General features: G+C 59.2%; 3 protein-coding genes and 2 pseudogenes. All 5 read right to left on the reverse strand.

Going from position 1 to position 2,053, the window contains the following annotated elements; all coding sequences use genetic code 11:
- Nucleotides 1-490 (reverse strand): annotated as a pseudogene (locus VBE63_RS28035) (hypothetical protein); the annotation flags it as partial.
- Nucleotides 491-545: 55 nt separating this feature from the next.
- The gene (locus VBE63_RS28040; protein WP_323686273.1) at nt 546-935 is read right to left on the reverse strand and encodes a type II toxin-antitoxin system PemK/MazF family toxin; all 390 of its coding nucleotides are present in this window, start codon (nt 933-935) and stop codon (nt 546-548) included.
- Entirely contained in the window at nt 929-1,180 is a 252-nt protein-coding gene (locus tag VBE63_RS28045; protein ID WP_323686274.1) for an AbrB/MazE/SpoVT family DNA-binding domain-containing protein, read from the reverse strand. Before VBE63_RS28045 ends, VBE63_RS28040 begins: the two co-directional genes overlap by 7 nt.
- 187 nt (nt 1,181-1,367) lie before the next feature.
- Nucleotides 1,368-1,595 (reverse strand): annotated as a pseudogene (locus VBE63_RS28050) (hypothetical protein); the annotation flags it as partial.
- Between the two features lie 23 nt (nt 1,596-1,618).
- The coding region (locus tag VBE63_RS28055) for a hypothetical protein (protein ID WP_323686275.1) at nt 1,619-2,053 on the reverse strand (435 nt) is incomplete at its 5' end.

Genomic DNA, 2,053 nt, shown 5'->3' on the forward strand with positions numbered 1-2,053 from the left:
GGAGGTTTCGGCGCACCCAGTCGCTAATCCAGGCTTCGGCATCGGGCAGCTCGGCGCCAATCTCCCAGTAGAGTGGACGCGAGGCATCCTTCTCGTCAGAGCCACGGGTATGCGCAAACCAGCGCGGCTCGCCTTCTTGGACCAGGCAATCACTGCTGCTGTGTGTTCCTATTAGCCGCTCTGACCAATAGCTTCCCGGCTCCATCGGCACCGCGTCGGCGCGGACCGAGCGCGCACTCAGCCCCATGCCCGCGAGGTTGGTGATGGGTTTCACGAACACCTCGGCATCCTCGGCCATGCCGAGATCCATTGGACTGACGCCACAGGGCGCGGCGGTGAGTCCGGCATCGAGCGCGAGGCGCAGCTTGTCGTAAATGTGACGATGGGCCGGATTCAGCCGCCAAGCGGCTGCGTCACTCACGGGCAGATCGCAACGTGGTTCGGGCTTGAAGAGCGGTTTGCGCTCGGGAAGAACACCGATGAAGGGCATAAGCCGTTTTCTCCTATCGAGCTGTTCGACGCAGAATGATTGGATGCGTTAGCCTTTAGCCTTTAGCCTCTCGTACCTGGCCTTTAAGTTGAATGATTTGCTCAAGAACCTGACAGGCTTCTGCAAAGCGCGCCTTGTCCATTTTGTGCAGCGGATGCGGTTTGGCATTGCGCACGCGCCAATTGAAGGACTTGGGTTGATGGCACAGCACATAGCTGGTCTTGCCGTTCGCCTCGCCCACCGCGACGGCGAAGGGGTTGTCGGCGTTATAGTCAGCAGTCGTCATCGGCAGGCCAATCACCAGTGAGGTTTTGGCATTAAAGGTCTGCGGCGATAGCACGAGCAATGGATGGACATCACGCATCTCGCGGCCTGCTTGCGGGTTGCAATCAATCCAGATGATGTCCTGACGCGCCGGTACCCAGTCTTGCTTATTCCTTACCACTGCTCTGCGCCGACTGCCGTGGTCTGCATCACTTCGCCGCTGTGCCGCGTCGGATCAAAACGTTCCAGACGCTGCTCCAGTGTGAACGGCTGGTTTTCCAGTGGCGTGATAATCACCCGGCCATTGTCGACCTCAATGCGAACCCGCTGATCAGCATGCAAGTTTGCCGCACGCGCAATGCCCACTGGAAGGCGCACCCCAAGGTTATTGCCCCAGCGCTTGATATCGAGCACTGCGTTTGTCATAGGCTGTTTCTCCGACAACGTTTAAACCTTGTCTAAACATTACTGCATTTCACGTCAACAGGACAAGGCACTTCTCGGCGGAAGATCAAACAGGCTCTGGAAAAAACGACAAAGTCGCTACAACTGGCCGCTTTTCAAGCCAACACGCAGCGGTTACGCCCCAGCGACTTGGCCCGATACATGGCCCGATCGGCCGGCCGCCGATCAGCTCGATGTTACAGATGCCGGTGTAGCCGGCGAGGTTTCGCCATACCCAGTCGCTGATCCAAGGCTCGGCATCGCGCAGCTCGGCGCCAATCTCCCAATTGATCGGACGCGAGTCATCTTTCTAGTCTGCGCCTCGGGCATGTGCGAACCAGCAGGGCTCGTCATCCTGGACCAAGCAATCGCTGCTGGTGTGTGCCCCGTCCAGAGGCTCCGCCCAATACAAACAACCGGCTAATCGGCGTCGGCAAGACCGGCCTGAATCTCAGTCGGATAGAAGAGCTGACCAATCTTGGTTTCTAAGGACTGCTGGGCAAGCGCCCCGATTGCGGCAGGCATGCCACCACCGATCGCATCCGAGCCGCGCACGGCATTACGGGCAACTACCTCACCGTCCGGACTGACAATCAACAGCTGAAGCTCGTAGACGAGCTTAGCGCGCATCATCGTATCGGTCTTCCACTCCTGGATCTGCAACCCGACAACACGCCGCAATCCACGTTCGGTCGCGGCCCGGCCGAGTGCCACCGGATCATCAGCCGGCGTCGTCAGCGAGACGACCCGAAAGCCCTTCTCGGTCAGACCAGTCTTCAGGGTCTCGGCGATATCCTCAGCCATGGGTCGACCACTGGTGGTGGTGACATTGAACGGATTCCCATAGCCGCCGCG

This window comes from Lamprobacter sp. (genome assembly GCF_034860625.1).
Lineage (GTDB): Bacteria > Pseudomonadota > Gammaproteobacteria > Chromatiales > Chromatiaceae > Lamprobacter.